Here is a 25,304-nt window from a genome sequence, read left to right as displayed (position 1 = left end):
CCTCCCCGACAAAGTTCTTATGTCGCCTTCTATTGGTCAAGCCCGCAATTCGACGCCCTTGAGGTCGCCTTAAGTGGCTCACCTGTGTGGAGGTGGCACCACATTCTCGGTGTTCGCGGCAAAGAACGCCACGCTCTGACCGCAGACCCGAAGGGCAGTTGACTTCGAGTCACTTTTCCGCGGCTGGCCAGCCGGGGATGGGGTCGCCGTGGGGAGGCGGCGCGTCGTGGAAGCCCGTCGCCATCGCCGTGCGGGTCGCGGCGTCGTCGGGCATGGCGGCTTCACACTGCTGGCGGACTTCTGGGGTTTCGACGTCCTCGCCTTGACCGGATGGTCCCCACAACTCGCCCTGCGAAAGCCCAGTGATGAACCAATTGCCAAACACGTCATCGAGAGGCGCCGGGAGGGGGCCGGCTTCAGGTCCCGGGACGGGCAGAGCAGTGTTCTGGCTTTGAATCATTTGGTCGGTGAGTTCGACCCGCCATACCTGAACGGTGTCCCTGCCTTCGGACCTCAGTTGTCCAGTAGCTCCGTCGGCTGCAGTAGATACGTATTGACCGGGTTTGTCGGCGGCGCTCACGTACACCGAGTAAGTCCCGACACAGAGCGTCGCGCGGAGCCCGTTGCCTGACGGTTGGAGGCTGAGGATATGGGTTGGCTGGTACCCGAAGGTTTGGCTCTCGACGTACCGCAAACCGTTGGCCTCGTATTCGGCGCGAGTCTTCGGGCGCACGTACTCTTCCTGAAACAGATCGCCAGGTTTCGACACCGGCTTGTTTTCAGGGGTGGCGCGACTGAAGCCTGGGTAGACGACAGTTGTGTCTCCGCCCGTAAGATCAGCAAGGCGAACTGACTCCACATACGCGCGCAGCGGAACGGCGGCCCCGTTCAACAGGTCGATCCCGGGGGCTGCTGACCAGTGAAAACGAAAGTTGTTGGTCTGCGCCGGATAGTTCGTGAACTCTGGCTTAGACAGCGTGGACGGCGAATCAACAGACGGAGTAGTCGCTGACCCCTCTTCGACAGCGGCGCCGCAGGCCGTAACCACGGTCACCAAGAGGGTGGTCACGACTGCTCGGACGCTGCGACTAACCAATGACATCGCGATAGGCCTTATCGTAATCGCCGATCGGGTTGTTGATTACCCCGCCGAGACGGTCGAAGTAATTCGTGAGCGCAGGTTCATAGATCCGCCGATCCCGATTGTTCAGTTCCTCAGGTGGGATGTCGAGCTGGTTGTCGCCATGAAGGTGCGGCGCGAGCCTAGCGATGTCGGCAGGATCGCCGATGCCATGCTGCATGAACGTAGAAGCCAGCGCAGATTGCATGGCTAGCGAGCTTCCGACGGGTGGGTCGCCCGGCTCCCAGCCGGGGGGCGGCTGCCCCACGATCGCTTCCTTCAAGAGTGCGGAACCGATCGTTAGGGAGTCCCCGGCGACCGGGACGGTGCCCGCGATGTCCTTGACGAGGTCGTAGTTGGCGGCCAAGCGTGCTTGCGCATCGATCTTCGCCTGCGAAGCGTCGTGTTGAACGTCAGATGCCGAGAGGAAAGCGCCGTGATCGGTAATGCCCTTCAGTCGGCCGGCAGCATCCATGGCGCTCGAATCCGAGAATTGGCCGTTACTTTCTATGACGGAGTTCGCGTACTCGTTGAGGAATGCCTGTTGCACTCCGATTGAACGGGTGTCCAGCGTTGTGGCCGCACCAGAATCGGTCCCCAGGACACCGAATACGTTCGTGGCGTGCGGGTACCGCAGGTCTGCGGACGAGTCGATCATCTTCCACCCGGAGGTGCCGTCGATATTGCGTCCGGCCATTTCATCGACATAGGGGCTCATCGCCTGTGCCAGGCTTTGAGTCAGCTCGGGATTCATCTGTCCCAAGGACATGTTGGGCTGCGAACCCGTGCTGTTGTTCATGAGCGTGTCTTGATTCGCGGGGTCGCCCATGAAGGCGGCGAGTGCGCTGGCGGTTTCACCGGCACGCTGATTCACCGCCGGATCGCTCGAATACGCGGTGTCGTCGATCCAGTCGGTCAACGTGCGTGCCGACTGGCCGTCGTCCTGCCATTCATGGGTCAAAACGTCCTGCATGAAATCCTTGTCGCTGGTGAACATGTCGTGGTTGACGACGGTGTCGCGTCCCGCTGTGTCGAAGACGCGCTCGACCACCTCGTCGCCCCAGTGTTCCTGCTTGCCGGTGGGCCCCTCTTGCGACGCGAGCCAGTCCTTCGCGTTGGACATCATTTCTCTATCGAGCGCGGTTCCCTGCTGGAAGCGGGGATCGCCATCGCCGACGATGTCGGCGAGGTTCTTCATGCTGTTCGCGGCGTGTTCTCGGGCTGATGCCTCGAAGTCGGTCGGCCCGTTGGACCCCGGGTAACCCACCCCTGGCCCCGTTGGCCCAGAGAAACTGCTCTTCTCGTTGAGCGCTTGCTGCATTCCATCGGGAAGAGCCCCAAGGTCGCCTGGCAACACTCCGTCGTTCGGAAGTGGATATCCACCTGTCGTGGGCACGACCTGGGTGCCGTCGCCGTCATGCCGCGGGTACTCGACGTTCGGATTGCTCATGACCTGCATGGCGTTGGTGATGACATCCCGGTGTTCGCCGAGCCCGTCCCTCGCGGCGTTGACCTCGTCCATGGACATGTCGGACATCTGGGCCTGCATCTGTCCGACGAGTTCCGCCTGCACGGGATCGAGCGGATGGGCGGCGCTGTTGGGTCCGAGCTGGTCGTTGTCGATGCCGTTGAGGATGTCGTCGACCTTCGCGGCAGCTTGGTCGTCCCCCTCAAGGGTCTTGCGAGCCAGCTCCTCCATGTCCTCGGGCTTGAGTTTCTCGTCGTCCTGTCCGTCCACGTTCTCGACGTCGCCCTTGCCGTCCCCCTCGCCCGGCGGCTTGTCCTCCTTCAGCGCCTGCCAGCCCTTGTTGATCTCGCCGATCTCGCCACCGATGCGGAAGAACTCCTTGTTGGAGGTCGTGATGATCGCGCTGACGCCGGCGAGACCGGTCTTGACGATGGGCAACAGCTTCTGATCGCGGTTCGTGCCCTGCGGGATGGAGGATGCGGCGCTGTGCACCCACGTGCGGACGCTGTCGAGGTTCTGCCGGCCGGTCTGCACGATCTGGGCCGACTCGTCGATCTTGGCGCCCAGTTGCCGGTCCAGTGCGGCCATCTCGCCGAACTTCGCAGCGTGCTTGGTGTTCTTGGCGTCGTACGCGCTGGACGCGGTGCCGGTCCACTGCCCGCCGGGAGCAGCGGACTCGGTCGTGGTCTGCATCTGACGAAATCGACTGCTCTGATCGAACTGGTCACCCGTCGAGGGCGCGCCCTCCCCGAACGTTGCCCGTGCCTTCGACCACGTGGAGTCGAACGCGTCCAATACACTCACCAAGCACCTCCCTCAAGACGATCTTAAGGGCGTCACAAGCCCGTCAGGGACGGCAATCCTCACCTGACGGCCTCCGCCTGCCGCGCCGCGTCCGCCGCGACGCCGGCCATGCCGATGCCGGCGAACACCTCGGACGCGGCCACCAGTCCCGCGCGGTCTCCCGCCGTCAGCGCACGCGCGTAGTCCAGCGCGAAACTCGCTACGACGCAGTCCATCTCGAGCCGGGCGATGCCATCGCCGGCCCGCGTGTCACCCAGACGCACCGCATCCAACAGGGCTCGCAGCGCCACGGCCGACTGGCCACCACGCTCGGCGGCCCGGGCGGCCTCGCGTGCCGCGTTGACCGCACCGGGTGCGTCGCGACGGGCCGCCGAAGTCCACGCCTTCGCCAGCGCCAGTTCCGGCGCGAACAGCATCGACTTGAGACCGTGCCGGGCCTCCGCGCGGCCCAGCATCCGTCCGGCGTCGGCGATCCGACCGAGCTGCGCGAGCGCCTGCGCCAACAGCATCCACGCCAGCGGACCCCACGAGTAGCCGGTCGGCGCCAACGCCGCGGCCGCGTCCTCCAGCAGCGCTGCAGCACCCGAGGGGTCGCCGCGCCACAGCAGGACGTCGGCGACGAGCAGCGCAGCGATCGCCGCTGACGGCCCCGCGTCGGCGCCCGCGGCGAGGTCCTCGGCCAGGCGTTGGGCGCCGTCCAGGTCGCCGGCCAGCACCAGCGCGGTCGTCTGCCCGAGCGCGCTGGTGAACCGCAGCAGTCCGGGGTGGCCGGCGTCGATCGCCCGCAGCGCCAGAGCGTCGACGTCGGCGAAGACGCCCATCCGCGCGTTGCACAGCGCCGCGGCCGCAGCTGCCCACCCCACGGCCTGCTCGTCGGCATCGGCAGACGCCAGCACCTCGTCGGCCAGCTCCATCGCCCGCACGGGACTGCCGGCGTTCATTGCGAACGTGCCCAGCAGCGCGTCGACCGTCGCGACGGCTGGACCGGACGTGACGTGCCCGCGCGTCGACCGGAGGAACGCCGTCGCGCGTTCCGGTTCGTCGAGCATCCAGAACTGGTTGGCCGCGCGCGGCAGCGCCCACGTCAACAGGTCGGGTTCGCTCAGCGTGGCGGGGTCGACCTCGTCGAGGACCGCATCGGCGTCGCGGCCGCGGCCCTGCCAGGCCAGCGCCTGGGCGAGGACGAGGCGTCCGGACAGGCTCTCGTCGTCCTCCAGTGCGGTGCGCGCGAGGCGCTCCGCGGACTCGAGGTCACCCCGGCTCAGCGACTCCGATGCCGCGGCGATTCCATCGACCACGGCGGCAGTGTAGGGCCGACCGGCGCGCGCCCACCGGGAATCGGGCCGGTTCACCCCCGACCGTAGGGTTGCGGCGTGGTCGACGAACTCGAGAATCCCCGAGCCGACGAGTGGGCGGTGTGCGTGTACTGCGCCTCCGGTCCGCTGCATCCCGAGCTGATCGCGTTGGCCTCAGGCGTGGGCGCCGGCATCGCCGACCGCGGCTGGACGCTGGTGTCCGGCGGGGGCAACGTGTCCGCGATGGGCGCCGTCGCGGAGTCCGCTCGGGCCCACGGCGGGCGCACCGTCGGCGTGATTCCCAAGGCCCTCGTCCACCGCGAGGTCGCCGACGTCGACGCCGACGAACTGGTCGTCACCGACACCATGCGGCAGCGCAAGCAGGTCATGGAGGACCGGGCCGACGCGTTCATCGTCCTGCCCGGCGGCATCGGCACGCTGGAGGAGTTCTTCGAGTCGTGGACGGCCGGGTCGCTCGGAATGCACGACAAGCCGCTGGTGATGCTCGACCCGTTCGGCCACTATGACGGATTGCTGACGTGGGTCCGCGGCCTGGCCGAGACGGGATACGTGGGTGCGAGGGCCTTGGACAGGCTCTTCGTGACGACCGACCTGGACGCGGCGTTGGACTCGTGCGCACCGGCCGGGTGATCGTGATCACGCCGCGCAGATAGGGTTGCTTGCCATGAGCGACCAGAACTCCGGAACCCGCAGCAACGTCGGCCTGCTCGACATTGCGCCACGCCTCCCGGGCCTGCTGAAGGACACACCGGCAATCGTGCGCGGCGCGGTGACCGGTTTCCTGGCACGTCCCAGCGCCAAGACGTCGATCGGCAAGGTCTTTCAGGACCGCGCTGCGAAGTACGGCGACAACGTCTTCATCCGCTTCGAGGACCAGCAGATCACTTACCGCGAAGCCAACGAGACCGTCAACCGGTACGCCGCGGTGCTGGCGTCCCGCGGTGTCGGGCACGGCGACGTCGTCGGCGTGATGCTCCGCAACTCGCCCCACTCGGTCCTGCTCATGCTGGCCGTGGTGAAGTGCGGGGCCGTCGCCGGGATGCTCAACTACCACCAGCGCGGTAAGGTGCTCGCCCACAGCTTCGGACTGCTCGACGCCCGCGCCGTCGTCGCCGAGACCGATCTGATCGAGCCCATCACCGAGTGCGGCGCCGAGCCGGACGGTCTGATGACCGTCGACGAGTTGCAGCAGCTCGCCACCACCGCCCCGACGTCGAACCCCGCCGCCACCGCGGCGGTCCTGGCCAAGGACAAGGCGTTCTACATCTTCACCTCCGGCACCACCGGCATGCCGAAGGCCAGCGTCATGACCCACTACCGGTGGCTGCGGGCCCTCGCCGGGTTCGGCGGGCTCGGCATGCGGCTGACCGGAGCCGACACGCTCTACTGCTGCCTGCCGCTCTATCACAACAACGCGCTCACCGTGGCGACCTCGTCGGTGCTCAACGCCGGCGCCACGCTCGCCCTGGGCAAGTCGTTCTCCGCGTCCAAGTTCTGGGACGACGTGATCAAGTACGACGCAACGGCATTCGTCTACATCGGCGAGATCTGCACCTACCTGCTCAACCAGCCGCCCAAGCCGACCGACCGCAAGCACCGCGTCCGGGTCATCGCCGGCAACGGTCTGCGCCCGGCGATCTGGGACGACTTCACCAAGCGGTTCGGCATCAAGCGGGTCTGCGAGTTCTACGCCGCCAGTGAGGGAAACACCGCCTTCCTCAACGTCTTCAACATCGACAAGACCACCGGCATCTGCCCGTCCCCGATCGCCTTCGTCGAGTACGACGGCGAGACCGGCGATCCGCTGCGCGACGGCGACGGCCGGGTGCGCAAGGTGAAGACGGGGTCACCGGGACTGCTGCTGTCCAAGGTGAGCAGCTTCCAGCCGTTCGACGGCTACACCGACAAGGACGCCACCGAGAAGAAGCTGGTGCGCAACGCCTTCAAGGACGGCGACGTCTGGTTCAACACCGGCGACCTGATGCGCTCGCAGGGCTTCGGCCACGCCGCGTTCACCGACCGGCTCGGCGACACCTTCCGGTGGAAGGGCGAGAACGTCGCGACCACCGAGGTCGAGGCGGCGGTGTCCCTGGACTCCCAGGTCGAGGAGGCCACCGTCTTCGGCGTCGAGGTGCCCGGAGCGGGCGGCCGCGCCGGCATGGTCGCCATCCAGCTGAAGGAGGGCCAGGAGTTCGACGGCAAGGCCCTGGCGAAGGCCGCCTACGAACACCTGCCGCCGTACGCCATCCCGCTGTTCGTCCGCATCGCCACCGAACTCGCCCACACCTCGACCTTCAAGAGCCAGAAGGTCGACCTGCGCAAGCAGGGCTATGGCGGCGACAGCGGCGAGGGCGACGAGGACGCCGGCACGATCGAGGATCCGATCTACGTGCTGGCCGGCAAGGACGAGGGCTACGTCGAGTTCTACGACGAATACCCGCAGGAAGTCGTCGACGGAAAGCGCCCCAAGAACTAGCGTTATGTGCACCCTGAGCCGCGCTCACCGCGGTGTGGTGTCTCGGGACATCGCTGACACATATGTCGCGGGACATCGCTGACACATATGTCGCGGGACATCGCTGACACTCATGGTGCCTGGTGGGGTTCGCGGGTGCGATAGGTGCGGGTGGTTTTGTCGCCGCGTTGGTGTCTGCGGGTGGGGTCGGCGGTGAACGCGCGAACGAGGCGGTTGCCGCTGAAGATGGTGATGTGGTCACCGTCGCGGATGCTGATGCAGTCGTGGCCGGCCCATCGAAGTCCGACGTTGACGCGGTAGGGCGGCACGTACAGGTTGCCGCCGATCTGGTCGACGCGATGGCGGGATACGAACAGCGGCCCAGGGAGCGGACGGTCGGCGGGGCAGGCCTTGACAGTGGCGCGAAACGCCTCGGCGGGGGTCGCTCCCCGTAGGGCTCGGTGCGGCCGGTGGTGGTTGTAGAACGTGCGGTATTCGTCGAGCATGGCGTTGAGTTCGGTGAGCGAGGCTGCTGGATCGTGGGCGTCGAGCCACTTCTTGAGGGTCTGCCAGAAGCGCTCGATCTTGCCGCACGTCTGCGGATGGAAGGGGGTCGAGTTGACGGCGCGTACGCCGAGGGCTCGGAGGTTGATCTCGAACGCCGATTCATGGGCGTGGAATCTTCCGGTGTACACGATTCCGTTGTCCGACAACGACATCGACGGTATTCCGCACTCGGCGATACCGGCCAGAATGACCGACCAGACCAATGCGCCGTCAGCGTCGGCGTCGGCGGCGCGTAGACCTACCGCGTAGCGGGAGTGGTCATCGAGGCTGCCCGCGATGGCGACCGCAGTGCCGTCGGCCAGGGACCATCGGGTCCAGTCCGACTGCCAACATTCGTTGGGCCGGTCGAAGGTGAAGCGCTTGATCGACGACTTCGGACGTTTCTGCGGCTGCGGGGTGATCGCACCGCGGCGGGTCAGGATCTGCCACACCGTCGACGGCGACGGCACCGCGGGCACCCCGTCGCGCTGCAACGACCACACGATCGACTGGGCGCCGTGATCGCGGCCCTGTTCGATCAACTGCTTGCGGCGGCGCACCACGATGTCCTCGATCTCGGGTGAGGTCTGCCCTGGCGAAGTCGACGGGCGCCGGGACCGGTCCCGCAACCCGTCGATCCCTTCCTCGCGGAAGCGCCGGCGGTATTTGTAGAACGTCTGCCGACTGATGCGCTCGTCGCGACAGAACGCCGCCACATTGTCCAACTGCCCGGCCACCGCCGCAGCCATCCGAATGTCCATCGCCGTCACCTTCTGGGCCATGAACCATCCTGGTCGCGGCCCTACTCGGGTGTCAGCGATGTCCCCAGACACATCGGTGTCAGCGATGTCCCCGAACAGAACACCGCGCTCACCGCGGCTCGGGGTGCACAAATCGCAGGAGAGGGCACGATGGGTGACGTGCCCACCACGTTCTGTGGACGACCCGTTGCGGGCGACCGCGCCATGATCATGGCGATCGTCAACCGCACGCCGGATTCGTTCTACGACCGTGGGGCGACCTTCACCGACGGGGCGGCGATGCAGGCCGTGCACCGGGTGGTCGCCGAGGGGGCCGACGTCATCGACGTCGGGGGAGTCAAGGCGGGCCCGGGCGTCGTCGTCGACGCCGAGGAGGAGATCGCCCGCGTCGTCCCCTTCATCGAGTGGCTCCGCGGCGCCTACCCCGACCAGCTCGTCAGCGTCGACACCTGGCGAGCGACGGTGGCCAAGCAGGCCTGCGCGGCGGGCGCCGACATCATCAACGACACCTGGGGCGGCGCCGACCCCGGACTGGTCGACGTCGCCGCCGAGTTCGGGGCCGGCATCGTCTGTTCGCACACCGGTGGCGCCGTACCCCGCACGCGGCCGTTCCGTGTGCACTACGGAATCACCGAGCGCGGAGTGGTCGACGACGTCATCGCGGAGGTCACCTCGGCGGCCGAGCGGGCGGTCGCCGCGGGCGTCGCGAGGGATGCGATCCTCATCGATCCGACCCACGATTTCGGCAAGAACACTCATCACGGTCTTAATTTGTTGCGCCACGTAAAAGATCTTGTAAACACCGGATGGCCCGTCCTGATGGCCCTGAGTAACAAGGACTTCGTCGGGGAGACTCTGGGCGTGGGCTTGACCGAACGCCTGGAGGGCACCTTCGCCGCAACCGCGCTCGCCGCGGCCGAGGGCGCTGCGATGTTCCGCGTGCACGAGGTCGGCCCCACCCGGCGCGTACTCGACATGGTCGCGTCGATCCAGGGCAAGCGCCCACCGGCGCGGACCGTAAGGGGACTGGCATGAGCATCACACCAGAACTAACCGATGCCGTCGCGGGCCACCGCTGGATGTCGGATCACAGTTGGAGTCGACCCGTGTGGACCATCAGTGAACTCGAGGCCGCCAAGCGGGGTCGGACCATCTCGGTGGTCCTGCCCGCACTGAACGAGCAGGACACGGTGGCGTCGGTCGTCGAGACCATCCGGCCGCTGCTCGGCGGACTCGTCGACGAACTGATCGTCCTGGACTCCGGCTCCACCGACGAGACGGAGATCCGCGCGATCGCCGCCGGCGCCCGGGTGATCAGCCGCGAGACCGCCCTGCCCGAGGTCGAGCCGCAGCCCGGCAAGGGCGAGGTGCTGTGGCGGTCGCTGGCCGCCGCCACCGGCGACATCATCGCGTTCATCGACTCCGACCTGATCGACCCCGACCCCATGTTCGTCCCGAAGCTGCTGGGCCCGCTGCTGACCACCGACGGCGTGCACTTCGTCAAGGGCTTCTACCGCAGGCCGCTGAAGGTCAGCGGCAGCGAGGACGCCAACGGAGGCGGGCGAGTCACCGAACTCGTCGCACGGCCGCTGCTGGCCGCGCTGCGCCCCGAGCTGACCTGCCTGCTGCAGCCGCTCGGCGGCGAGTACGCGGGCACCCGCGAACTGCTCACCTCGGTGCCGTTCGCGCCCGGCTACGGCGTCGAGATCGGCCTCCTGGTCGACACCTACGACCGTCTCGGACTGGACGCCATCGCGCAGGTCAACCTCGGCGTCCGCACCCATCGCAACCGGCCGCTGACCGAACTCGCGGCGATGAGCCGACAGGTCATCGCCACCCTGCTGACCCGCTGCGGCATCCCAGACTCCGGGGTCGGCCTCACCCAGTTCTTCGCCGACGGCGACGACTACACCGCACGCACGTCGTCCGTATCGCTGGTGGACCGCCCGCCGATGAACACGCTGCGCCCCTAGTCCGGCGGGGCCGTGCGTGCCCGTCGGAGGGTTCGGGCAGGATCGATGCCGTGACCCTCATCCTGGTGTACCTGGTCGTCCTGATCCTGGTGGCCATCGTGCTGTTCGGTCTGGGCAGCGTCCTGTTCGGCCGCGGTGAGCGGCTGCCCCCGCTGCCGCGCGGGACCACCGCCACCGTGCTGCCCGCCTCCGGCGTGACCGGTGCGGACGTCGAGGTCGTCAGGTTCAGCCAGACGTTGCGCGGCTACAGGGCCAGCGAGGTCGACTGGGTGCTCGAACGGCTGGGCCAGGAACTCGACTCCGTCCGCGGTGAACTCGCCGCCGTCCGGGCGGCACACGGCATCGCCGAACCCGACGACGGTTACCGCTGGGACGGCGATCCGTTCGATGGCGGATCGGATGCCGACGACCTCGACGCCGACAGCCTCGACGCCGCCGCGCACGTCGACGCCCGACCCGGCCTGGACGTCGCCGACGAGGCTCCCGCGGGATCCGACGACCAGCCGTCGCACCGGTGACGTCCGCCGCGGGCGAGGACGGTCGGGTTCGGTGCGGGTGGGCGGACTTCTCCGGACCCCGCTGGGACACACCGGACTCGGTGCTCTACCGCGGATATCACGACACGGAGTGGGGTCGACCGCTGCGCGACCCGCGCGACCTCTTCGAGCGGGTGACGCTCGAGGCGTTCCAGAGCGGACTGTCGTGGCTGATCATCCTGCGCAAGCGGGAGAACTTCCGGCGGGCGTTCGAGAACTTCGAACCCGAGTCCGTGGCGGCCTTCACCGAGGCCGACGTGGATCGCCTGATGGCCGACGAGGGCATCGTGCGCAACCGGGCGAAGGTCGAGGCCACCGTCGTGAACGCCCGTGCCGTCGCCGACCTCCGGGACCAGGGGGTCGACCTCGGCGAGCTGCTGTGGTCGTTCGCGCCGCCGCCGCGGCCGCGTCCCGCGACCATGTCCGACGTACCTGCGGTGACGCCCGAGTCGACGGCGATGGCCAAGGAGCTGAAGCGACGCGGGTTCAAGTTCGTCGGCCCCACCACGGCGTATGCGCTGATGCAGGCGACCGGGATGGTGGACGACCACCTGGCCTCGTGCTTCGTCCGAACGACGGCCTGACGGGGGTTCGTCGCCCACTCGTGACCGCGCTTGGACGGGTCTTTGCACATCGACCGGCTCGAATAGGGAAGAATGTAGGAAGTTCAGATGCAGTTCAGTGCCGGGAGCTGTCGACGGGTGGACAGTCCCGGCCCGGGAGATCCGTGCGCGGGTCGGAACACGAGGAGGAAGCTCCGATGGCGGCGATGAAGCCCCGGACCGGCGACGGCCCACTGGAAGCAACCAAGGAGGGGCGAGGCATCGTCATGCGCGTACCGCTGGAGGGCGGCGGACGACTCGTCGTCGAACTGACCCCCGCGGAGGCCGCAGCGCTCGGCGAGGAACTGAAGAACGTCACCAGCGCCGGCTGAACCCGCGGCGCCCGTGCGGCACCGGTCAGGTGGTGCCCGGCGCCACCTGCCGGTAGACCTCCAGGGTCTGCTCGGCGATGGTCGCCCAGGAGAACTCGTCGATGCATCGCTGGCGCCCTGCGCGTCCGAAGCGGGCGGCACGGTCCGGATCGGCGACCAGCTCGTTGACCGTGGCCGCGAGGTCGCGCTCGAACGTCGTTCCCTGGGTGGCGTCGTAGTGCACCAGCAGCCCGGTCACCCCGTTCGCGACCACCTCGGGGATGCCGCCGACGTCGGAGGCCACCACCGCGGTCGAACAGGCCATCGCCTCCAGGTTGACGATGCCCAGCGGCTCGTACACCGAGGGGCACACGAAGACCGTTGCCGCCGTGAGGATCTCGCGAATCTGGTCGGTGGGTCGCATGTCCTGCACCCAGAACACGCCGGCCCGTGAGGCCTGCAGCTGCTCCACCGCCGTCCGCACCTCCGCGGCGATCTCCGGGGTGTCTGGCGCGCCCGCGCAGAGCACGAGCTGGACGTCGGCGGTGAACCCGTGCGCCGCGGCGACCAGGTGTGCGACGCCCTTCTGCCGGGTGATCCTGCCGACGAACGCCACGATGGGCTTGGTTGTGTCGACGCCGAGTTCGGCGAGGACCGACGACCCGGCCTGCGGCTCGGCGGGGTACCAGACGTCGGTGTCGATGCCGTTGCGGACGACGTGGACGCGGCTGGGATCAAGCGCGGGGTAGGTGGCCAGCACGTCCTCGCGCATGCCGGAACTGACGGCGATGACCGCGTCGGCCGCCTCGACCGCCGTGCGCTCCACCCAGGACGACACCCGGTACCCGCCGCCGAGCTGCTCGGCCTTCCACGGGCGCATCGGCTCCAGGGAGTGTGCCGTCAGCACGTGCGGCACGCCGTACAGCATCGCCGCGAGGTGACCGGCCAGGCCGGTGTACCAGGTGTGCGAGTGCACGACGGTTGCGCCGGCGGCGGAGTTGGCCATCACCAGGTCGGCCGACAGCGTCGACAACGCCGCGTTGGCCCCCTCGAGGGCGGGGTCGGGCTTCGCGACCGACACGCCCGGGCGATCGCGGCCCATGCAGTGCACGTCGACCTCGCACAGGCGTTTCAGCTGCGCGACCAGTTCGGTCACGTGCACGCCTGCGCCGCCGTACACCTCGGGCGGATATTCTCTGGTCATCATCGCCACCCGCATGGAGACGACGGTAGTGGCCACGGGGGCTCCCCGCACCGGATCCCGCGCCAATCCGCACCAATTGTCTTGACGTGCAGCGCGGCAGAACCGCCACCAATAGTGCGAATGGCTAGCCGCGGTCGTGCGCGGCCGATAGGTTTGACGCATGAGGGAAGCCCCACACGTCCTCGGCATCGTCCTGGCCGGCGGTGAGGGCAAGCGCTTGTACCCGTTGACCGCGGATCGCGCCAAGCCGGCCGTTCCCTTCGGCGGTGCCTATCGGCTCATCGACTTCGTCCTGTCGAATCTCGTCAACGCGCGGTACTTGAAGATCTGCGTTCTGACGCAATACAAGTCGCATTCGCTGGACCGGCACATCTCGCAGAACTGGCGGCTTTCGGGACTTGCCGGCGAGTACATCACGCCCGTGCCGGCGCAGCAGCGTCTCGGTCCGCGGTGGTACACGGGATCGGCCGACGCTATCCTCCAGTCCCTCAACCTCGTCTACGACGAGGATCCCGACTACGTCGTCGTGTTCGGCGCCGACCACATCTACCGGATGGACCCGGAGCAGATGCTCCAGTTCCACATCGACAGCGGCGCGGGCGTCACCGTCGCCGGGATCCGGGTGCCGCGGGCGGAAGCCAGTGCGTTCGGCGTCATCGACGCCGACGAGTCGGGCCGCATCCGCGAATTCCTCGAAAAGCCCGCCAATCCGCCGGGGACCCCCGACGATCCCGAGCAGACGTTCGCGTCGATGGGCAACTACATCTTCAGCACCAAGGTGCTCGTCGACGCCATCAAGGCCGACGCCGACGAGGACACCTCCGACCACGACATGGGCGGCGACATCATCCCGCGTCTGGTGCGCGACGGGATGGCCTCGGTCTACGACTTCAACGACAACGAGGTCCCGGGCTCCACGGAGCGCGACCACGGCTACTGGCGCGACGTCGGAACCCTCGACGCGTTCTACGACGCCCACATGGACCTGGTGTCCGTGCACCCCGTCTTCAACCTCTACAACCGGCGCTGGCCGATCATGGGGGAGTCGGCGAACCTCGCGCCCGCGAAGTTCGTCAACGGCGGCTCCGCGCAGGAGTCGGTGGTCGGGGCGGGCAGCATCGTCTCCGCGGCCTCGGTGCGGAACTCGGTGCTGTCGTCCAACGTCGTGATCGACGACGGCGCGATCGTCGAGGGCAGCGTCCTGATGCCCGGCGTGCGGATCGGCCGCGGCGCGGTCGTACGCCACGCCATCCTCGACAAGAACGTCATGGTCGGCCCAGGCGAGATGGTGGGCGTCGACATCGAGAAGGACCGCGAGCGGTTCTCCATCAGCGCCGGTGGCGTCGTCGCCGTCGGCAAGGGCATCTGGATCTGACCGCCCATCTCAGGATCGCGAGCGGCCTCGTCGGCGGCGCCGGAACAGCGCCACCGCTGCCCAGGCGATCCCGGCGACGATCACCACCACCAGCACGGGCAGCAGGATCGCCACGAAGACGAGGCCGATGCTGGTGACGTCCTCGATCGTGCTGAGCACCGGCGCGGCCACGCCCGCGGTAGTCGCGTTCGCGACCGGTCGCACCGCCGTCTTGGTCAGGTGCACGACGAGCGCGATCACGGTGCCGCTGACGACGGGGATCCACTGACCCGACGTCGCGAAGGCGCCCGGGTCGGCGACCGCCCCGGTCTGAGCCGCCGTACCGGACCCGAAGACGATGCCGCCGGCAGTCGGCCGCACGAACGTTTGAACGACGTCGTTCACGCTGTCCAACGCCGGCACCTTGTCCGCCACCACCTCGACGGCGAGCAGCACGGCCACGATCCCGATCACCCAGCCGTTCTCCAGCCAGGCCCACCCGGCCGGCAGTGCGAGAAGGTCGGTGAACCGGGCCAGCAAGCCCATGGCGAGCAGCGGAATGTAGGCGTTCAAGCCCGCCGCGGTCGCCAGCCCGAACCCGGTCAGCAGTTCCACGGAATCAGTATGAGTGCCGCGGAGGTTGTGCCGATTGTGGGATCGACGTCGACGTCGGGAAGGATGAGATCATGGGCGACGAACAATCAGGAGACCGACGATGAGTGATTTGACGCCCGAACTGCGGGTCGAGATCGAAGAGATCCTGCAGAAGAGCCAGAAGAGGCACGGTTACGTCTACCGTGAGCTGGCCGAAGGCCTGGGACCCGACGAGATGGCCAAGCGCCACGACAAGACCGCCGCGCACATGAAGCGCTTCGTGACCAGCCTCAAGCACATCCTGGACGGCACGATGCCCACGACGTCGACGGTGCTGACCAATTCCTATGGCTACCGCGAGCTGCTGAACTACGACACGACGCGTGACCTGCACGAGTACATCGCGTCGTGGCTGACCCGCCTCAAGGAGAAGAAGTCCGAGGTGAGCTTCGAACCGCTCGACGGCGACGCCCTGGTGTCACCGGTCGCGTCGCGCAAGCGCGCCGACGTGGTCGAGGTCGTCTGCCCGCAGTGCTTCATGGTGCACCCCGGCGAGTGCTACTGACCGCCTAGCGCGGCTCGTTCGGTTGCTTGCGCCTGCCGGGCCGCTCGTGGCGCGGCACCTTCGGGGTGCTCTGCACCGTGCGCCCCTTGCCGGCGACGGTGGACAGCGCCCGCCTGCAGCGCGGACATATCGGTCGACCCTGGATGTCGACCGTCCAGTTCTTCCCACCGCCCGGGCACGGCCTGTCGGTCACGTCGTCTGTCACGCCATCAGTATGCGGCGGGACGTTCCGCGCGTCGTCGCGCGGTGAGCCTGAGTCGCCGCGCCGAGAGTTGGGCGTCCCAGACGTGCTCCCCGGTCGACGTGGCGACCGTCTCCGCCCGGGCCACGAGCAGGAGCGCGTCCTCGGGGTCGCGATGGCGGGCCACCACGTCGCAGCACAGGCCCAGGTACAGCGGGGTGAAGATGCGCCGCCCGCCCTGCCCGTGCAGTTCCAGCGCCGCGCGCATGTCGTCGACGCCGTCGATCCCCTCCGGACCCATCGCGCGTGCCCAGGTCCGGATCAGCCTCGCCCCGCCGATGAACTGGTCGACGCCCATCTCCGTCAGTTCGGCGACGACGCGGTCGGCGCGGTCGGCCACCCCGTCCGTGACGCCGGTCATCGCCGCGAGCTGAACGTCGGCGGTACGCAACACCGCCGCACCGAACGCGTCGCGCCGCGCGGCCGCCTTCGACAGGCCCGCCGCCAGCTCGGAGCGGGCGCACTCGGCGTCGCCGCGCAGACCGTGGGCGTGCGCGGCGACGCCGTGGGCGAGCACCTCGAACGACGCCAGAGCGCCGAACTGCTCCCAGTCGACGGGAGGCACCGACGAGTGCAGCGTCGTGACCGAGTCCAGGGCACGATCGAGGTTGCCCCGCATGAAGTCGGTGAGCGCGCGGATGTAGTGTCCCGACGATCCGGCGATGGGATCGCCTGTCGCGCCGAAGAATTCGACCAGGCTGTCCGACAGCACCGCGGCGTCGTAATAGCGACCCGTGCCGCACGCCTCCAGGCACCCCATGGCCACCGACGTGGTGGACTGGACGGCGTCCATGCCGGTGTCCTTGCCCGTGTCCGAGGATCGCCGTAGGTCCTGCAGCACCTTCGCCGAACTCTGCCCGGACACGACCGCCTCGACCGAGGCGAGCTGCAACTGCAGGTCGATCTCCGTCTCGAAGCGGGGTGCGCCGGCCGGCAGCCGCGAGCAGACGTCCAGCGCACGGCGGTCGAGTTCGGCGACCTCGCGATACGCCGACCGCGACCACGCGTCGGCACGGGCGCGGTGCAGGAGCCGAAGCGCGGTCGGCGCATCCAATTCGGTACCCGCGGACCAGCCGTGGTGCGCGCCGTCGATCGCGTCCTGCGAGGCGACCTCGTCGAGGTCGACCACGTAGGTCCGCGCGACGTCGGCATGCAGCCGCGCACGTTCCACGCCGCTGATCTCACCGGCGATCGCATCGCGGACCAGGCCGTGGCTGAAGCGAAGGGCCGCGGGGTGCGACGACTCGGTGACGAGGCCGGCGAGCCGTGCAGGGGTGAGGGCGTCGATCGCCTCGTCGACCGAACAGCGTGTCACCGCGGCGACCCGTCCCACGGTGAACTCCGCGCCGGAGACGGCGGCCGCGTACAGCGCGGCCCGGCTCGGGGTCGGCAGGGCGGCGAGGCGGGTGCGGATGACGCCCGACACCGCCTCCGGGACGGCCTCGCCGTCGATGGCGGTGGCCGCCTCCCCGATCCGGCCGTCGTCGACCAGCAGCCTGATGAGTTCCCGGATGTAGAACGGGTTTCCGCCGGTGCGCGTCTGCACGCTGACGGTGAACTCGGGCTGCGGGGGCACACCGCCGACGGCGCCGATGAGGTCGGCCGTCGCGTCGACGCCCAGTCCACGGAGCTTCACGAACTCGACGTCGGTACGGCTACGCAGCCGCTCGAGGGCCCGCGCCTTTGACGAGCCGTCGGATCCGGCGCCGTCCTGCCACGTCGCGACGATCACCAGCGGCAGGCGGCGGCCGGCCGAGGCGATGTGGGCCAGGACGTCGTGGGTGAACCGATCGGCGAGCTGCAGGTCGTCGAGGACGATGAGCGCGGGCCGCTTCGACACCAGTTCGGCCAGGGCCGCCACGATCGCCTCCAGTGCGGCGAATCGCGGTGCGGCACCGGCTTCCTGGGCGTTCGCGTCCTCGGCGGCCACGCTCCACCAGTCGGGGAGCGGCGCGTGCAGCTCCCCGGCGTCCTGCGGCAGTTGTGCCGCCAGCTCGCGGAGCGCGTGCGCCCATGCCCAGGACGGTGGCCGCCGGATGTCGGAGGCATGGCCCGCCCACGCCGTCGCCATGCCGGTGTCGCCCGCCATGTCGGCGACGCAGTGCGCGAGCGCCGTCTTGCCCATCCCGCTGTCGCCCGTCAGCACGATCACGCCGCCGCGCCGCCCGGCGGCCGCGTCGAGTGCCTCGCGCATGCGGCGCACCTCCGACGACCTGCCGAAGAGGTCGTCACCACCGCGCTCGGGTGTGCGCGTCGCGGTGACCGCCACCGGTGGCTGCCAGTCGAGTGCGGCGGATTCGTTGCGGATGTCCGTGGCGAGCCGCTGCAGGGCGACGCCCGGCCGGACGCCGAGTTCGGTGTCCAGGATCGCCGACGCGCGTTCGTAGGCGCGGAGCGCGTCGATGCGTCGCCCGGACCGGTACATCGCCAACATGACCAGCGCCCAGAGGCTTTCGCGTAGGGGGTTCGTGCCGACCTCGGATTCGAGGTCCGCGATGAGATCGGCGTCGACGCCCAGACGGAGGGCCGTCTCGAAGCGCAGCTCGACCGCGTCGGCACGCATGGTGTCGAGCCGGTGCACCTCGGGCATCGCGAAGTTCAGGTTCCGGAAGTCCGCCAGTGGTGTACCGCGCCAGTATCCGAGCGCCTCGTCGAGACAGGGCAGCGCCGCGGCGGCGTCGCCGACGTCGAGCAGTTTGCGGCCCTGGGCGATCAGCCGGGCGAACTCGCGGACGTCCACGACGTCGCCGGCGGTGTCGAGCCGGTAGCCCTGACCCGCCCGGGTGATGGCGCCGTCGGTTCCGATGATGCGACGGAGGTTCGCCACGTAGGCGCGCAACGATGACAGGGGCTTGGCCGGAACCTCGTCGCCCCAGACTTGCTCGATGAGTCGGTCCACCTCGACGGCGCGGTCGTCGGACAGCAGGAGCACCGCGAGGACCGCACGCTGTCTCAGGCCGCCCAGGGGCAGGTCGAGGCCGTCCCTTCGGACCGCCAGGGGCCCCAGAATTCGATACTCCACCCGCGTCCTCCCACCGATCGCCACCGATCATCATCCGCCACGGAGTTCGCTAAGTCTCGTCGATGGCCAAGCCGCCGGATTCCGCGTCCTGCGTCCAAGCGACTTCCAATGACGCGGGGATACGGTCGGCCGATGCCGAGCAGACCCGTCCGCCGTGGTTGCGGGTAGCGGCGTGGACGTCACGCCGCCGTTCGTCGTCAGCACCCCGCCGGAGTGCGAGTTCTACCGGTCCGCGGAAACGGCGCTGTCGTCCGCCACGGGCGGCGACGGCGACGTCTTCGACGCGCACGGGTTGCGTCTGTCGTCGGCCGCGGGCGAAGTGTCCGTCAGGTCAGTGGAACCCGACGAGTTGGCGCACCTGCTGCGCCGCTGGCTGGGCCACGCCGACGTCCTGCGGGAGTCGACCGCGTCGTGGCCGCTGTGGCTGCTGGTGCACGCGGCGGTGGAACACCGGGGCTACGGCGACTGACGCGGGCTTCGCGTCACGCCTCGTAGCCGACGCAGTCCTCCGCGCCCTCGAGCACGCCCTGACGGAAGGCGCGCGTGCGGTCGAAACCTGCGCCCTGCCGGTCGACGTCGCCCGATCCGCGGAACAGCAGCAGCGCCTTGATTCCCTCGTCCAGGTCACCCGGCGAGATGTGATAGGTGCTGGTGGCTTCACGGTTGTAGAGGATGACGCTGGCGGTGTACGCCCCGGCGAGGCAGTCGCCGCGCAGGGTCGAGGTCTTCTCGTCGGAGTCGTCGCCCAGTCGGCTCAGTGCGGCCAACCCGAACTGGGTCGCCAGCAGGGTGGCGACCGCGTAGTCGCCGCCCTGCCGATACACCTCGGGCATCGTCTCCGAGTTGTCCCACCCGACGTAATCCTCGGGGACGCAATAGAACAGGACGTACCCCTCGGTGGACGTCCCACCGCAATCGGGAGGGCTCGACGGCTCGAACGGTGCGAGCCCCTGAAGCGGTTGCCACGCCTGGCCCTCGGTCAGCTCGGGATACACCTGGCTCCAGTAGTCCTCGAGGTCGTAGGGCACGCCGTTGACGATGGAGTCGTAGGGCGCGTTGCCCTCGTTCGCCTCGTCCTCGGCGTCGTTGAAGGGCAGTTCCAGGACCATCGGCTCGCCGTCGCGGTAGTCCTTGCACTTCTCGGCTCCGTTGTCGTAGCCGTCCTGGAACGCGCTGACCCGGTCGAATCCGCTGCCGTGCGCCGACGGGTCCTGCGCGCTGGTGCCCGGGGTGTCGCGGAGGTCGAGGATGCCTGCGAGTGCGCTGTCGAGGTCGGCGCTCGACACGTCGAACACCTTCTCGTCCTGCGCGTGCCGGGCCCAACCGCCGGCGAAGCAGTCCGCCTGCAACTCCGACGACACGGTCAGTTCGTTCTGGTCGAAGAAGCCCGACCGCTGCTGCATGGCATGGCCCCACTCGTGGGCCAGCACCACGGGTATGACGAAGTCGCCGTACTTGGACTGCAGTTCCGGAAGGAGACCGTCGGCGTCCCACGCCACCGAGTCGTCGAGCTTGCAGTAGAACGCGTTCCCGGCGACGTCGGCGTAACTGGCGGCACACTCGGGTCCGGACTCGCTGTCGGGAGTGGATGCGTACAGCCCGCCCTTCACCGGTGTGTAGTCCTCCCCATAGAGGTTCGGGAACTCGCTCGACCAGTAGTCCTGCAGATCCGCGATGGCCGCGATCGCCAGCTTGTTGACGGGCGTGGACGGGTCGCCCTCGATCGCGATGCCGCTGGTATCGGGCTTCTCGGCGGTGGGCGTGGGGATCTCCGGTGTGGGACTGCCGCAGCCGGCCACCAGCATCGTCGCAGATAGAGCCGCCAGCGCCGCCTTGATCATGCGCGAAAGGTAGCGGTGCGGATTGGAAAAGCGTTGGAAGTCGAAGCGTCCGCGTCGGGTGGTTCCCCCGATCGGTGGACGTCGCGTTCACCCGGGCGATCCACCGGTCACCGGACAGACTCCCGGCCCCCGCCGCGACATAGTTGAGTCATCGCCGGAGCACACCGGCCACCGACACCAAAGCTCCACCCAGACAGAAGGACTCGACATGACGAACCTCATCCGCCTCGCCGCACTGCCCATCCTCACCGCCGGAATCCTCGGCAGCGCAGCCCTCGGCCTCGCCGGCGCCGCCAACGCCACCGCAGGCCCCGGCGGCCAGCAGCCCTCCGGCCCCGGCTACTCCTACGCCCCCCAGACCCACGCCCACCCCGCACCCACGGCCAAGCCCGGCTGGCACGGCAACCACGGCCCCGCCTACATCGCCCACCTCACCGGCACCGACGTCCGCTGACCCCGGCCGCCCCCCAGACCGAAGCCCCCTCCCCTCCGACCCCGGGGGAGGGGGTTTTGCCGTGCCCGGTCGGCGTCGAGACTGCCGCGAGGGTCGTGATCGCGCGCGGATCGCAACCCTGGACGCAGTCTCGACGACGCGTCGCACGTCGGCCGTGCTCACCACACGCCCGGAATCAGCCGTGACCGCACCCGCGTCGAGTAGTCGACGTAGCCGGCGAGTTCCTCACGCAGCATCTTCTCCTCGTCGGTGATGCGCGCCGCCAGCACGGGCACCGCGGCGGCGACCGCCAGCAGCGCCCAGAAGGAGTCGAGCGCCAGGGGAGTGCCGATCAACATCACCAGTGCGCCGAAGTACATCGGGTGCCGCACGACGCCGTAGAGGCCGGTCGACACCAGCGGCTGGTCCTGCTCCACGGTGATGTTCGCCGAGGCGTAACCGTTCTGCACGACGACGAGTTGCGCGAGAAGCAGTCCGGCCGCCACCAGCACGTCGCCGAGCGGTACCAGCCAGGCCGGCACCGACGACCAACCGAACCGGTGATCCAGTGCCGCGACCACGAACGTGGCCATCACCAGGACCACCGTCGCCGAGATGACGATCCGCTGCAGGGGCCGACTCTCGGCGGCCGGGCCCGCCGTCATCCGCCGTTGCAACGCAGCCGGATCGTGGACCGCGAGGTAGATGCTCGGCACGATCGTCGATGCGATGAACACGGCGATGAATACCCAGGCCTGCCAATACGACAGCGTGCCCGCGGGGACGAACAGCGAGACCGCCAGGAATGCGATTCCGAATGCGGCGGACGCCAGCGTCTGCAGTGCAATCTTCATGCCACGTCCCGCCGGCGGTAGAGCCATCCCGCAGCCACTGCGAAAACCGTTGCGATGCACACCATCGCGGCCAGTGCCGCCACGGGGACGTCGGAGGGCGCGGTCGTCCGGCCGACCGGGGACAGGTCGATCAGCCACCGCGGCAGTCGAAGCAGCGCACCCAGATACAGCGCGGCCACCACGAACGTGACGGCGAGCCAGGCGAGCCAGCGCTGACGCACCGCCACGGCCAATGCCGAGACGCCGGCCAGGACGGCGAGCGCGGGCACGAACGCCACCCCGGCCAGGGTCAACCGCACGACGATCGGCGGGTCACCCAGCACGAGCCCGGCCCCGATGCCGTTGCCCAGACCGGCGCAGAACATCACCACCGCTGCCCCGATGGCCGCGGACGCGACGGCCGACAGGAGCCACCGCCACCGTGAGACCGAGCCGGCGAGGACGGCCTCGCCGAGTCCGGAACGCTCGTCGCCCTCGACCCGCAGCACGGCCGTCGCGACGTACGCGCTCGCCGCGGCCGCCAGGAACTGCGTCATCGTGGTGTAGACGCCGTCGTTGCCCTGGGCCGAGAGAACGCGGGCCAGTAGCTCGTTGCCCGCCGCGGCATCGAGTAGCGACTTGGTCATCGACCCGAAGGCCAACCCGGCGACGAACAGACCCGCCGACCATCCGACCGTCTGTCCGCGCCCGAGCACCAGGTGCAGACCCAGGACGCCGCGAACCGGTCGGGCAGAGGGCCGTTCGGCCGAAGAGGCGATGATCCCGGCGTCGTACTGTCGTCTGCCCTCGAGAACGGCGGCGATCGCGACCAGCCCCGCGGCGAGTACGACGAGCAGTGCCAGCGGCCACCACCGGAGGTCGACGAATGCGCGCATCTGCTGAGCCCACGCGATGGGGGAGAACCAGCTGAGCGTGCTGCCCGACGGAACGATGACGTCACCGGCCCCGCGGACCAGGGCCGCCAGACCGAGTGCCGCCATCGCCGCGCCGGTGGCGGTCCGGGACTGCCGCCACAGTTGCGCCGTCACGGCAGCGGCGGCGCCGAACACCATGGCCACCGCGGTCACGCCGAGGCACATGGCGGCGGTGTCCACGAGGTCGAACCCGGTGGCGGTCATGGCCGCGGTCATCGTGACGGCGAGGACGGCGTTCACCCCGCCGACCAGGATGAGCGCGGCGGCGGTGCGCGCGGACCGTCCCACCGGCATCGCCAGGACGAGTTCGGCGGTGCCGCCCTCCTCCTCGGCGCGGGTGTGCCGAAGCACGGTCAGGATGGCGAGGATCGACGCGGCCACGATCAGCGTGAGCATCATCTCGTTGGCCATCATGGCGCCCAGGTCGGTCTCGTTGCCGCCGAACATCGGTCCGCCGAGCATCATCCCGGCGGGGGTCTTCAGCAGCTCGACCCGCGTCAGGCGTTGCGCCGCGTCCGGATACGCGAGCCGAATCGCATTCGGCGCGTAAGCCATCAACGACGTCAGCGCCAGGATCCACACCGACAGGCGCACCCGGTCGCGACGCAGTGCGAGGCGAAGGAGGGCGCCGGTGCCGGTCCATGGCGAACCGGTGTGCGGAGCTTCGTGCCGGCCGGACCCGTGCGGGCGCACCAGCGTGGTCGCACTCATCGCGACGTCCCCTGATACTCCCGCAGGAACAGGTCCTCCAGCGACGCGGGAGCCACTGTCAGCTCGTCGATCCCGAGGGTGGCCAGCTCCGGCATCACCCGGTCGAGATCGGCGCGGTCCACCGAGAACCGCAGCGCCCCATCGTCGTCGTGCAGGTCGTGCACGAAGTCGTGGTCGCCGAACCGCCGCGCATCACCGCGTACCCGTGCGGTCACGGTGGTCCGCATCAGGTGGCGCATCTCCTCGAGCGTCCCGGACCGCACCGTCGCACCCGAGCGGACGATGGTCACACTGCTGCACAACCGTTCGACCTCGGCGAGGATGTGGCTGGACAGCAGCACGGCGGCACCCCGTTCGGCGACCTCGGCGACGCACCGCTGGAATGCCTGTTCCATCAGGGGATCGAGCCCGGACGTCGGCTCGTCGAGGATGAAGAGTTCCGCGCGGGTGCTGAAGGCGGCGACGATCGCCACCTTCTGCCGGTTGCCCTTCGAGTAGGTGCGGGCCTTCTTGTGCGGATCGAGTTCGAAGCGTTCGATCAGCTCGTCTCGCCGGCGCTGGTCGACGCCGGCGTCGCCGCGCAGTGCGGCGAGGAAGTCGATGGCCTGCATGCCGGTGAGGTTGGGCCACAACGTGACGTCGCCCGGCACGTAGGCGATCCGGCGATGCAACTCCACGGCGTCCCGCCACGGGTCGCCGCCGAGTAGTCGAACGGCGCCGCCGTCGGCACGCAGCAGGCCGAGCAGCACCCGGATCGTGGTCGACTTGCCGGCACCGTTCGGCCCGAGGAAGCCCGCGACGTCGCCGGGCGCCACCGTCAGGTCGAGACCGTCGAGCGCCTTGACCCGTCCGAACGACTTCGTCAGTCCCCTCACCTCGATGGCGAGCCCAGTTTCATTGTCAGCCATGACCGTCTCCTTCCGACGACGTGAATGGGATGTGGTGGTCGCGCTGTTCGAGGAACGCGTCGTACATCGTCGACTCGACCATCAGCCCGTGCGTGTACAACTCGAGCGCCGGTAGCACCGCGTCCTCGGCGTAGTCGCGCAGCACCTTGCGCAGGTCCGTCGGATCGTCGTGGAGCTGTAGGTACAGCAGGAACCCGCCGCCGTTGGCCATCGCGAGGAAGCGGGCGCGGGCCTTCGGGTCGGCACTCTGCTTGATGGTGCCGGCTCGCACGCCCTCGTCGAGGTACTGCTCGACGTTGTCGATCATGTTGCGCCACAACATCTTCGCTAGGTCGCCGCCGGACTGCATGCTGCGCACCAGGTAGGCCATCAGCGGCGCGTACTCCTCGATCTCCGCCATCTGCGACAGCCAGGTCGCCGGATCGGAACTCTGAATCGCCTCGCTCTTGCTGGCGCGGATCGTCTCGGCGATGAAGTCGTCGCAGGCCTTGCGCAGCCCGTCCTTGGAGCCGAAGTGGTGGATCACCAGCGCCGGGCTGACCCCCGCGTCGGTGGCGATCGCACGGACGCCCACGGCGAACCCGTCGCGGCCGAACCGGTCGATCGCCGCGTCGCGGATTCTGGCCACCGCCGTGAGGTCGTCCGCTGAACGCATGTTCAGTAGGCTAAACGCTCGTTCAGTCGGCCGTCAAGCGTCGACGCCCGCGGCGAGACAGCACTCATGGTCGCGACGGCGGGCCGTCAGCGACAGGGAACGACGTTTCGCCGCAA

At 68.8% G+C, this 25,304-nt stretch carries 22 protein-coding genes and 2 pseudogenes; 11 read left to right on the top strand and 13 right to left on the bottom strand.

Annotated features, from left to right (window positions below; genetic code table 11):
• Positions 1-169: 169 nt before the first annotated feature.
• The 3 genes and pseudogenes from G6N64_RS26650 to G6N64_RS26640 all read right to left on the bottom strand — a co-directional run.
• Positions 170-1,069 carry a hypothetical protein gene (locus G6N64_RS26650; protein WP_246230819.1) on the bottom strand — a complete coding sequence of 300 codons (900 nt, stop codon included), beginning with the start codon at positions 1,067-1,069 and terminating at the stop codon, positions 170-172.
• 19 nt (positions 1,070-1,088) lie between these two features.
• Complete coding sequence (locus G6N64_RS26645) at positions 1,089-3,392, bottom strand: TPR repeat domain-containing protein (protein ID WP_163800792.1); 2,304 nt, start codon at positions 3,390-3,392, stop codon at positions 1,089-1,091.
• A gap of 59 nt (positions 3,393-3,451) precedes the next feature.
• Positions 3,452-4,684, bottom strand: a pseudogene (locus tag G6N64_RS26640) (AAA family ATPase); the annotation flags it as partial.
• 81 nt (positions 4,685-4,765) lie between these two features.
• Here G6N64_RS26640 and G6N64_RS26635 point away from each other — a divergent pair.
• Positions 4,766-5,338 carry a cytokinin riboside 5'-monophosphate phosphoribohydrolase gene (locus G6N64_RS26635; protein WP_163800790.1) on the top strand — a complete coding sequence of 191 codons (573 nt, stop codon included), beginning with the start codon at positions 4,766-4,768 and terminating at the stop codon, positions 5,336-5,338.
• 34 nt (positions 5,339-5,372) lie between these two features.
• Entirely contained in the window at positions 5,373-7,184 is a 1,812-nt protein-coding gene (gene fadD6, locus G6N64_RS26630) for a long-chain-acyl-CoA synthetase FadD6 (protein WP_163800789.1), read from the top strand.
• 110 nt (positions 7,185-7,294) lie between these two features.
• Here fadD6 and G6N64_RS26625 read toward each other — a convergent pair whose 3' ends face one another.
• A complete protein-coding gene (locus G6N64_RS26625) occupies positions 7,295-8,491 on the bottom strand; it encodes an IS481 family transposase (protein ID WP_163800788.1) in 1,197 nt (398 codons plus the stop codon).
• Between the two features lie 138 nt (positions 8,492-8,629).
• On the opposite strand from G6N64_RS26625, the gene folP reads away from it, so the two are divergent.
• The 5 genes and pseudogenes from folP to G6N64_RS26600 all read left to right on the top strand — a co-directional run bounded on the left by folP (position 8,630) and on the right by G6N64_RS26600 (position 11,913).
• A complete protein-coding gene (folP, locus tag G6N64_RS26620; RefSeq protein WP_163802142.1) occupies positions 8,630-9,505 on the top strand; it encodes a dihydropteroate synthase in 876 nt (291 codons plus the stop codon).
• Positions 9,502-10,443, top strand: a complete 942-nt coding sequence (locus G6N64_RS26615) for a glucosyl-3-phosphoglycerate synthase (protein ID WP_163800787.1) — start codon at positions 9,502-9,504, stop codon at positions 10,441-10,443. Before folP ends, G6N64_RS26615 begins: the two co-directional genes overlap by 4 nt.
• Before the next feature lie 50 nt (positions 10,444-10,493).
• Positions 10,494-10,802 (top strand): annotated as a pseudogene (locus G6N64_RS26610) (DivIVA domain-containing protein); the annotation flags it as partial.
• Between the two features lie 155 nt (positions 10,803-10,957).
• Entirely contained in the window at positions 10,958-11,563 is a 606-nt protein-coding gene (locus G6N64_RS26605) for a DNA-3-methyladenine glycosylase I (RefSeq protein ID WP_163800785.1), read from the top strand.
• A 176-nt stretch (positions 11,564-11,739) separates the two neighbouring features.
• The gene (locus G6N64_RS26600) at positions 11,740-11,913 is read left to right on the top strand and encodes a DUF3117 domain-containing protein (RefSeq protein ID WP_163800784.1); all 174 of its coding nucleotides are present in this window, start codon (positions 11,740-11,742) and stop codon (positions 11,911-11,913) included.
• A 25-nt stretch (positions 11,914-11,938) separates the two neighbouring features.
• On the opposite strand, the gene glgA is transcribed toward G6N64_RS26600, so the two are convergent.
• Positions 11,939-13,111 (bottom strand): glycogen synthase, encoded by a 1,173-nt coding sequence (gene glgA, locus G6N64_RS26595; RefSeq protein ID WP_163802141.1) that lies wholly within the window; start codon positions 13,109-13,111, stop codon positions 11,939-11,941.
• 145 nt (positions 13,112-13,256) lie between these two features.
• On the opposite strand from glgA, the gene glgC reads away from it, so the two are divergent.
• Entirely contained in the window at positions 13,257-14,471 is a 1,215-nt protein-coding gene (gene glgC / locus G6N64_RS26590; protein WP_163800783.1) for a glucose-1-phosphate adenylyltransferase, read from the top strand.
• Between the two features lie 9 nt (positions 14,472-14,480).
• Here the strand turns inward: glgC and G6N64_RS26585 are convergent, their stop codons facing one another.
• A complete protein-coding gene (locus G6N64_RS26585) occupies positions 14,481-15,065 on the bottom strand; it encodes a DUF4126 domain-containing protein (protein WP_163800782.1) in 585 nt (194 codons plus the stop codon).
• 100 nt (positions 15,066-15,165) lie between these two features.
• Here G6N64_RS26585 and G6N64_RS26580 point away from each other — a divergent pair, with 100 nt between their 5' ends.
• Positions 15,166-15,609 (top strand): hypothetical protein, encoded by a 444-nt coding sequence (locus G6N64_RS26580; RefSeq protein ID WP_163800781.1) that lies wholly within the window; start codon positions 15,166-15,168, stop codon positions 15,607-15,609.
• Positions 15,610-15,613: 4 nt separating this feature from the next.
• On the opposite strand, the gene G6N64_RS26575 is transcribed toward G6N64_RS26580, so the two are convergent.
• Positions 15,614-15,814 (bottom strand): hypothetical protein, encoded by a 201-nt coding sequence (locus tag G6N64_RS26575; protein ID WP_163800780.1) that lies wholly within the window; start codon positions 15,812-15,814, stop codon positions 15,614-15,616.
• Positions 15,815-15,818: 4 nt separating this feature from the next.
• Positions 15,819-18,872: an ATP-binding protein gene (locus G6N64_RS26570; protein ID WP_163800779.1), complete on the bottom strand. Its 3,054-nt coding sequence runs from the start codon at positions 18,870-18,872 to the stop codon at positions 15,819-15,821.
• 154 nt (positions 18,873-19,026) lie between these two features.
• Between G6N64_RS26570 and G6N64_RS26565 the strand changes: the two genes are divergently transcribed.
• Positions 19,027-19,341: a hypothetical protein gene (locus tag G6N64_RS26565; protein ID WP_163800778.1), complete on the top strand. Its 315-nt coding sequence runs from the start codon at positions 19,027-19,029 to the stop codon at positions 19,339-19,341.
• Positions 19,342-19,354: 13 nt separating this feature from the next.
• Here G6N64_RS26565 and G6N64_RS26560 read toward each other — a convergent pair whose 3' ends face one another.
• Positions 19,355-20,713 (bottom strand): neutral zinc metallopeptidase, encoded by a 1,359-nt coding sequence (locus G6N64_RS26560; RefSeq protein ID WP_163800777.1) that lies wholly within the window; start codon positions 20,711-20,713, stop codon positions 19,355-19,357.
• Positions 20,714-20,921: 208 nt separating this feature from the next.
• Here G6N64_RS26560 and G6N64_RS26555 point away from each other — a divergent pair, with 208 nt between their 5' ends.
• The gene (locus tag G6N64_RS26555) at positions 20,922-21,167 is read left to right on the top strand and encodes a hypothetical protein (RefSeq protein WP_163795668.1); all 246 of its coding nucleotides are present in this window, start codon (positions 20,922-20,924) and stop codon (positions 21,165-21,167) included.
• Positions 21,168-21,325: 158 nt separating this feature from the next.
• Here G6N64_RS26555 and G6N64_RS26550 read toward each other — a convergent pair whose 3' ends face one another.
• The 4 genes from G6N64_RS26550 to G6N64_RS26535 are packed head-to-tail and all read right to left on the bottom strand — an operon-like array spanning position 21,326 to position 25,188.
• A complete protein-coding gene (locus G6N64_RS26550; protein ID WP_163800776.1) occupies positions 21,326-22,000 on the bottom strand; it encodes a methyltransferase family protein in 675 nt (224 codons plus the stop codon).
• Positions 21,997-23,625 (bottom strand): ABC transporter permease, encoded by a 1,629-nt coding sequence (locus G6N64_RS26545; protein ID WP_163800775.1) that lies wholly within the window; start codon positions 23,623-23,625, stop codon positions 21,997-21,999. The genes G6N64_RS26550 and G6N64_RS26545 overlap by 4 nt, the downstream gene beginning before the upstream one ends.
• Positions 23,622-24,533, bottom strand: a complete 912-nt coding sequence (locus G6N64_RS26540; RefSeq protein ID WP_163800774.1) for an ABC transporter ATP-binding protein — start codon at positions 24,531-24,533, stop codon at positions 23,622-23,624. Before G6N64_RS26540 ends, G6N64_RS26545 begins: the two co-directional genes overlap by 4 nt.
• Positions 24,526-25,188, bottom strand: coding sequence for a TetR/AcrR family transcriptional regulator (locus G6N64_RS26535; RefSeq protein ID WP_163800773.1), 663 nt, complete (start codon positions 25,186-25,188; stop codon positions 24,526-24,528). The genes G6N64_RS26540 and G6N64_RS26535 overlap by 8 nt, the downstream gene beginning before the upstream one ends.
• Positions 25,189-25,304: the final 116 nt, after the last annotated feature.

The organism is Mycolicibacterium sediminis, assembly GCF_010731735.1.
GTDB classification, from domain to species: domain Bacteria; phylum Actinomycetota; class Actinomycetes; order Mycobacteriales; family Mycobacteriaceae; genus Mycobacterium; species Mycobacterium sediminis.
This window is presented reverse-complemented; position numbering and strand designations above follow the sequence as displayed.

Excerpts from the sequence above, each read along its gene's own strand:
- fadD6 (WP_163800789.1), top strand. The coding sequence starts at position 5,373 with ATGAGCGACCAGAACTCCGGAACCCGCAGCAACGTCGGCCTGCTCGAC.
- G6N64_RS26560 (WP_163800777.1), bottom strand. The coding sequence starts at position 20,713 with ATGATCAAGGCGGCGCTGGCGGCTCTATCTGCGACGATGCTGGTGGCC.
- G6N64_RS26600 (WP_163800784.1), top strand. The coding sequence starts at position 11,740 with ATGGCGGCGATGAAGCCCCGGACCGGCGACGGCCCACTGGAAGCAACC.
- G6N64_RS26625 (WP_163800788.1), bottom strand. The coding sequence starts at position 8,491 with ATGGCCCAGAAGGTGACGGCGATGGACATTCGGATGGCTGCGGCGGTG.
- G6N64_RS26580 (WP_163800781.1), top strand. The coding sequence starts at position 15,166 with ATGAGTGATTTGACGCCCGAACTGCGGGTCGAGATCGAAGAGATCCTG.
- G6N64_RS26545 (WP_163800775.1), bottom strand. The coding sequence starts at position 23,625 with ATGAGTGCGACCACGCTGGTGCGCCCGCACGGGTCCGGCCGGCACGAA.
- G6N64_RS26555 (WP_163795668.1), top strand. The coding sequence starts at position 20,922 with ATGACGAACCTCATCCGCCTCGCCGCACTGCCCATCCTCACCGCCGGA.
- glgA (WP_163802141.1), bottom strand. The coding sequence starts at position 13,111 with ATGCGGGTGGCGATGATGACCAGAGAATATCCGCCCGAGGTGTACGGC.
- G6N64_RS26615 (WP_163800787.1), top strand. The coding sequence starts at position 9,502 with ATGAGCATCACACCAGAACTAACCGATGCCGTCGCGGGCCACCGCTGG.
- G6N64_RS26540 (WP_163800774.1), bottom strand. The coding sequence starts at position 24,533 with ATGGCTGACAATGAAACTGGGCTCGCCATCGAGGTGAGGGGACTGACG.
- G6N64_RS26550 (WP_163800776.1), bottom strand. The coding sequence starts at position 22,000 with ATGAAGATTGCACTGCAGACGCTGGCGTCCGCCGCATTCGGAATCGCA.
- glgC (WP_163800783.1), top strand. The coding sequence starts at position 13,257 with ATGAGGGAAGCCCCACACGTCCTCGGCATCGTCCTGGCCGGCGGTGAG.
- G6N64_RS26535 (WP_163800773.1), bottom strand. The coding sequence starts at position 25,188 with ATGCGTTCAGCGGACGACCTCACGGCGGTGGCCAGAATCCGCGACGCG.